Annotated in this window: 7 protein-coding genes; 4 read left to right on the forward strand and 3 right to left on the reverse strand. The window is 66.7% G+C overall.

Annotation, left to right across the window (positions count from 1 at the left end):
- Positions 1–72: 72 nt before the first annotated feature.
- On the forward strand, positions 73–459 hold the full coding sequence (locus tag IT540_RS11800; protein ID WP_291177715.1) for a polymer-forming cytoskeletal protein: 387 nt from the start codon (positions 73–75) through the stop codon (positions 457–459).
- A gap of 100 nt (positions 460–559) precedes the next feature.
- Here IT540_RS11800 and IT540_RS11805 read toward each other — a convergent pair whose 3' ends face one another.
- The gene (locus IT540_RS11805; RefSeq protein ID WP_291177718.1) at positions 560–904 is read right to left on the reverse strand and encodes a hypothetical protein; all 345 of its coding nucleotides are present in this window, start codon (positions 902–904) and stop codon (positions 560–562) included.
- Positions 905–1,603: 699 nt separating this feature from the next.
- On the opposite strand from IT540_RS11805, the gene IT540_RS11810 reads away from it, so the two are divergent.
- Both IT540_RS11810 and IT540_RS11815 read left to right on the forward strand, forming a co-directional pair.
- Positions 1,604–2,182, forward strand: coding sequence for a septal ring lytic transglycosylase RlpA family protein (locus tag IT540_RS11810; RefSeq protein ID WP_291177721.1), 579 nt, complete (start codon positions 1,604–1,606; stop codon positions 2,180–2,182).
- Between the two features lie 152 nt (positions 2,183–2,334).
- Positions 2,335–3,111 (forward strand): helix-turn-helix transcriptional regulator, encoded by a 777-nt coding sequence (locus IT540_RS11815; protein WP_291177723.1) that lies wholly within the window; start codon positions 2,335–2,337, stop codon positions 3,109–3,111.
- Positions 3,112–3,137: 26 nt separating this feature from the next.
- Here the strand turns inward: IT540_RS11815 and IT540_RS11820 are convergent, their stop codons facing one another.
- The gene (locus IT540_RS11820; protein ID WP_291177726.1) at positions 3,138–4,220 is read right to left on the reverse strand and encodes a patatin-like phospholipase family protein; all 1,083 of its coding nucleotides are present in this window, start codon (positions 4,218–4,220) and stop codon (positions 3,138–3,140) included.
- A 124-nt stretch (positions 4,221–4,344) separates the two neighbouring features.
- Between IT540_RS11820 and IT540_RS11825 the strand changes: the two genes are divergently transcribed.
- A complete protein-coding gene (locus IT540_RS11825; RefSeq protein ID WP_291177730.1) occupies positions 4,345–5,202 on the forward strand; it encodes a protein phosphatase 2C domain-containing protein in 858 nt (285 codons plus the stop codon).
- A 21-nt stretch (positions 5,203–5,223) separates the two neighbouring features.
- On the opposite strand, the gene IT540_RS11830 is transcribed toward IT540_RS11825, so the two are convergent.
- The coding region (locus IT540_RS11830) for a metallophosphoesterase (protein ID WP_291177733.1) at positions 5,224–6,000 on the reverse strand (777 nt) is incomplete at its 5' end.

Below are 6,000 nucleotides of genomic sequence, written 5' to 3' on the forward strand. Positions count from 1 at the left end.
AGCCCGCCCAGTGCCCTGTCGGGCCCTACACCCTCGAATGGACGCGCCTCGCCGTTCGGCCCGGCCACGAGCTTGGGCACTTCGGTCATCGGCACCGACCTCGCCATTCTCGGCGAGAAGATCACCATCATTTCGCAGAACAAGCTTCAGATCGACGGCGACGTGCGCGGCGACGTGACCGGCAAGCAGGTCGTCATCGGTGAGGAAGGCTCGGTCGTGGGCACGGTCTGCGCCGAACAGATCGAGGTGCGCGGCGGCGTGCGCGGCGCCATCAAGGCCCACTCCGTGACGCTGCACCCGACCTCGGTGGTCGAGGGCGACATCTTCCACCAGACGCTTTCGATCTCCGAAGGCGCACAGTTCGACGGCCGCGTGCGCCGGGCGAAGGACGCAGCCGAGATCACGCCCAACCTGGACGTGAGCAGCTATCCGAGCCCCGCGCAGACTGTCTCCGGTTGATCCCCACACAAGGGGGGTGACGAGCGAGCCCTCTCCTTCGGGAGTGAGGGCTCGTTCGCGTTTCTAGAGCATGATCGCTTCGGACCCTGTCGGGCCGCGATCAATGGAACCGGCGCCCCAGGCTGTTGGCGTCGATGCACGCCATGTAGACGCGGATGTCGCGCCCCACGTGCTGGCACACATGGCGCTTGAGGTTCGGGTTGTTGCGGATCGCAGCGTCCGAGACCTTCCAGCCTCGCGCACGCGCAACCCTGCCCAAAAGCGCGTCCTGGCAGTAGGGCGTCGAGATCGGCGAACCGTTGACGATCTGGTATCCGTTCTCGCACCTGATGCGCGCCTCTGCCGGCGGCGCCATGCCGAACGCGGCAAGCGGCAGCGCAAGTGCAGCCAGCGCGGCGCTCCGGCCGAGCCTGCTCCGGCTGCCATGGTCTGGAGATGAGGTCATGGGGAGATGCTCCAAATAGAAATACACGCCGGCAGATCGCGGCGACGCGTCTTCCGCGGGCGACCTGTTAGCGAAAGCAGGCCGGATGGGCTGTATCGGTGAAGACAGACGGCAACGATCGGCGTGCGCCCAATCAGCCTGACCTTGGCTAAGGTATGGGGATCGCTTGCGCGAGTTCAAGGCAACGCGGGCGCCCTGCTTAGCCAATGCTGACGCCGCGAGGAAAGTCACCCCGCGCCGGCCGCCTCCGCGCGCGGCCGCATCCCTGAGCGCACTTCTTTCCGGCGCCACAAAGTCGCCGTATTTCCAGAGCTTTGCGAAATATCCATCAGACGTCACATCATGCGACCCGCCGTCGCACCTGTCGCGCCGCCCGGTGGAAAACAGTGCGAAATCAACGCCGGGAGCACACCGTTAAAAACACCGTTCAGCTTCCGTCGTTGATTTCGCCCAATTCGGCTGATCAGGTGCGCGCCACCAGAACGGGGGACAGTGTGGAACCCCGGAATATTGGAGTGACAGAACACGTTCTGGGGTTGCGCTGAGGCTCTCTCTTCGCACCGGTAGCTCATCCCTTTGTTGAGAAAGACGCCCGCCGAGGCGGGGTTTGGCCCGAGCGTTGTCCTTTGGGGGACCGGGGTCTGGGGAAGCACCATTCTGAGCCGAAGCACTGTCGCTGGGAACGATGGAGACTTGATCATGCGGTATTTTGCATTCGCGGCTCTCGCAGCCCTTTCGATTGGCCTGATGGGCGCTCAACCGGCGAACGCGGCACACGATCGGCACGAGGCCTCGGGCAAGGCATCCTATGCCTCGAAGAAGGCGTACAAGAAAGCCTCGTACAAGAAGTACCGGAAGGCCGCCCATAAAAAGGCTGCCTATCGGAAAGCTGCCTATAAGAAGCACGGCTACAAGAAAGCCGCGTCCAAGAAGGCCTATAAGAAGGTCAGCTACAAGAAGGCCAAGCGCAACTCTGTCGCAAGCTACGGCGGCGGCTCGCACGGCATCGCCTCGTACTACTGGCAGGGCCAGAAGACCGCCTCGGGCGCACGCTTCAACCCGAGCGCCATGACGGCCGCCCACCGCACGCTGCCCTTCGGCACCCGTGTGCTGGTCACCAACCGCAACAACGGCCGCTCGGTGACCGTGACCATCAACGACCGCGGCCCGTTCATCAAGGGGCGCATCATCGACCTGTCCCGCGGCGCCGCCGGCGTCATCGGCATGCAGGGCTCGGGTCTGGCTCCGGTCTCGATCCAAGTGCTCGGCCGCGGCTGATCCAGCACAGCAGGCTTGAGTTGCAGAGGCGGGCCGGCGAAGCGGCCCGCCTTTTTCGTGGCCCACCGGGGACGCTGTTCCCCAGGGGACTTGGGTCGGCGGCAAAATCCGGTATATTGCGGAAAGTTGTTATCCGTGGGTGGGCCGCCGCAATGAAACCGACAGCGGGCAGCAAAGAGCGGGTCGCGGCGGTGGAGATCATCCGCACCGCGATGGTCGAGAAAAAGCTGACCCAGGCGGAGCTGGCAGACGCGGCCGACTGCCACGAGAAGACGATCCAGAACCTCCTGCACGGCAAGCCGGTGCGCGAGCAGACGCTGTTCGACGTGGCCATGGTGCTGGGGCTCGACTACCAGCGCTTGAAGGAGCAGTGGTTCGGCTCCATGTCGACGGCCCAGCCCATGGAGCTCAAGGGCGAAGGGGGTGTCGTCGCGCCGGTCTACATGGGCGCCTACACGCGCGCCGCCGTCGACCACTACATCGGCAGCTACCTCACCATCCGCCCGGCCTTCGCCAAGCCGGACGCCATCGTCGCCTACCGGACCGACATCGTCTGGGACCCGGAATGGCCGAGCCTGCTGTTCGAGGAGCGCGAGCGTCCCGACGCCCCGTTCTCCCACCGCGGCCGCCTCTACGTGCCGGCCTCCTCCATGTACATTCACCTGGTCTCGCTGACCAAGGGCGCCATGCGCATGGTGCTTGTTTCCCAGATCGATCAGAATGACGAGATGCGCGGCCTCATCACCACGCTGAACAAGCAGCGGGCGATGTTCATGCCCGTGGCCTCGCCGATCGTCTACATGAAGCGCCAGGAGTTCAAATCGCTCGCGCTCGGCGAGATCACGCCGAAGAACCCTGAGTACAAGATCTACAAGGGGCTCCTGGAGAACTCCATCGAGGAAGGCTACGCCCGCCTCATCGGCCCCTGAGCTGTTTGCGTCTGCACACCGACGCGCTACGCTCGCGAGGCCGCAACATCGGCTTCGTCCTCGCTCTCTTCCTCGACGGCCGTCGCCGTTCCGCGATGAACGAAGCGGGCCGCGAGATCGACCGTCTCGCGGCGCCCTACGCTGGCGAGATGCTGCCCGATCCATTTATGCGCCTGCGTCCGCCCCGCCGCGTGCAGGTACGTGAACAGCCCGCGATCCGGCTTGAGCTTGGTGTCGTCGGACAGCGACGCCGTATAGCGGCCCGCCTCGATCATGTGAAAACGGTGCGCCGCGAGCGCCCCCTGCGGCCCGCGCTTGGCGCCGAACCGCCCGCGCAGTGCCTCGCGCACGGCGAGGATCAGCTCGACATCGCGCAAGAGCGGCGCGTTGAACGTGAGCCGGTTCACGGCGCCCGCGATCTCGCGCGCGCCCTTCGGCACCTCGCGCCGTTCGAGCGGATTGATCTCGACAAGCAGCGTGTCCTTGACCGGGCTCTCCGTCGCCAGCGTGACGAGATCGGGGTTCTTCGAGAACCCGCCGTCCCAATAGCCCACCCCGTCGATCTCGATCGTGCGGTGCAGCGTCGGCAAGCATGACGAGGCGAGCACGGCCTCGACGGAGATCTCCGCGCGGCGGAACAGGCGCGGCCGTCCCGTCGCCACCTCCGTCGCGGCGATCAGCAGCTCCACCGGAGAGCGCGTGCGGATGCCCTCGAAGTCGATGGTCTCGGAGATCAGAGCGCGCAGCGGATCGTAGCCGAGCGGATTGAAGTCGTAGGGCGACAGCAGGCTCGCGACATGCGCGAACGCATTGGAGTTGCTGAGCCCGGCGAGGAACGGGTTGAGCCGCAGCAGGTCGGGAACGCCCGCCTTGTGCACCGCCTCCCACACCTCGCGCAGCTTGGCGCGTGCGCCCTCGCGTCCACCCTCGGCGAGGCCCGACGCCAGCGCAACGGCGTTCACCGCACCCGCGCTCGTGCCGGAGATCCAGCCGAACGACAGATGATCCTCCTCGAGCAGCCGGTCGAGCACGCCCCAGGTGAAGGCACCGTGCGCACCACCGCCCTGCAAGGCCAGGTTGAGCTTGAGATGGCGTCTGAAACGCGGCAAAGCCTTGGTGCTCCGCAGCCTCGTTCGAGATCGCGGAGACTAGCACGAACCCGGGCGCGGTCTGCCCCCGCAATCGGCCGCATGGACAAACGCATGCCCTGTCGGGGCGAAAAAGTGAGCAGCCATGTCATTTGAGATCGTGGATATCCTGAGCCTCGCGAGCGGCAATGAGAACGAGGACCGGGCCGGCGTCGCGCCGCCCTTCGCGTGGGTGATCGACGGCGCGACCGATGTCGTGCCGGAGCCCTTGACGCACGCACCCTCCGACGCCGCATGGTTCGCCGCGGCAATGAACGAGACCCTGCACGAGATGGCCACGGCGCCGCCCCAATCGCTGGTAGATGTTCCGCGCCTAGTCGCCGAGCGACTCGCCCCGCGCTTCACCGCCGAGACACGGCGGGTTGCTGCTGGACCCGAGGAGCATCCGTCCGCCGCCGCGATCATCGTGCGCGCGACCGGACGCAGCGAAATCGAGTACGTGAGCCTCGGCGACTGCACGCTGCTCATCGAGCATGGCGACGGCTTCACGCAGATCGGCGTCGACGAGGAAACGGCCGGCGACCGCTGGGTTGCCGAAGCGCTGACCGGGCGCGAGACCGACGGCGAGCCCCAGCAGGCACCGCTGACGCGCGCGGATCTCTGGCCGCGCCTCAGGGCACAACGCGCGCGCATGAATGCGCCGTCCGGCTATGGAATCTTCTCGATCACGCCGCCGCCCGGCGCCATGATCCGCCACGGCACGCTGCCGGTCTCGCCTGGCGCCCGCATCCTGCTCGCGTCCGACGGACTGCTGCGCCTCGTCGACGTGTTCCGCCAGTATGACACGAGCCGCCTATTTGCCGCCGCCTGGTCCGGCGGACTTGCTCCGCTTTTTTCGGAGCTGCGCGCCCTGGAAGCGGACGACGCCGAGTGCACGCGCTTCCCGCGCGCGAAAACTTCCGACGACACGACCGCGGTTCTTCTGCGCGTCACCGCACCATAGCCGAAGCGTAAATCGCAGGTCTCATGCGGGAGGCATGACGAGGTCGCGCCGCTCGAGGCTCACCACCTCGCCGTCCGGCGTCGCGAGGCCGCGTATCTCGCAGTTGACCTCGACGGCACCGTCCGCGCGCGCGATGCGCAGCACGTGATAGCGCGCCAGCGGCTCGGTCTTGTGCGCACGCCCGGCCGAGGCCGACGCCACGCCGAGAACAGGAATGCCGCCCTTCGAATGCGTGCGCCAGGATAGCATCTGGCGGTGATTGTGGCCGTGCAGGACCAACTCGGCCCCGCAACGGTCGAGCACATCCGCCAGCGCCGACGCATCCGCGAGCGCACGCCGTGGCGGCGCCTGCCCGGGCAGCGGCGGATGATGGATCAGCACCACGCGGGTGTACTCGGCCTCGCCGAGCCGCGTGAGCGTGCGCGCGAGCTCGGCGATCTGAGTTTCCCCGAGACGGCCCGCCGCCACGAACGACGGCGTCGGCACCGCGGAGTTGAGCCCGATCAGCGCCACCGATCCCAGCGTACGAACATAAGGAAAGTGAACGGGCGCATCGTGCGTCCAGGCCTCGCTGCTGCGCATGTAAGGCGCCCACGTCTCGAGGCACGACGCGCTTCTGCCGAGCCGCCCCGTGTAGATGTCGTGGTTGCCGGGCACCACCGAGACATGCTCCGGGCTGCCGAGCGCCTCGAGCCAGGTGAGCGCGTGCGCATACTCGCCAGGCAATCCAATGTTCGCGAGATCTCCCGTCACTGCGATATGATCGGCCTTCTGAGCCAGCGCATCGGCCGCGATGCG

This window comes from Hyphomicrobium sp., from assembly GCF_020852195.1.
In the GTDB taxonomy this organism is placed as follows: domain Bacteria; phylum Pseudomonadota; class Alphaproteobacteria; order Rhizobiales; family Hyphomicrobiaceae; genus Hyphomicrobium_C.

Bases quoted from the DNA above. Each gene is read 5' to 3' on its own strand.
- IT540_RS11805 (WP_291177718.1), bottom strand. From the start codon at position 904: ATGACCTCATCTCCAGACCATGGCAGCCGGAGCAGGCTCGGCCGGAGC.
- IT540_RS11810 (WP_291177721.1), top strand. From the start codon at position 1,604: ATGCGGTATTTTGCATTCGCGGCTCTCGCAGCCCTTTCGATTGGCCTG.
- IT540_RS11815 (WP_291177723.1), top strand. From the start codon at position 2,335: ATGAAACCGACAGCGGGCAGCAAAGAGCGGGTCGCGGCGGTGGAGATC.
- IT540_RS11825 (WP_291177730.1), top strand. From the start codon at position 4,345: ATGTCATTTGAGATCGTGGATATCCTGAGCCTCGCGAGCGGCAATGAG.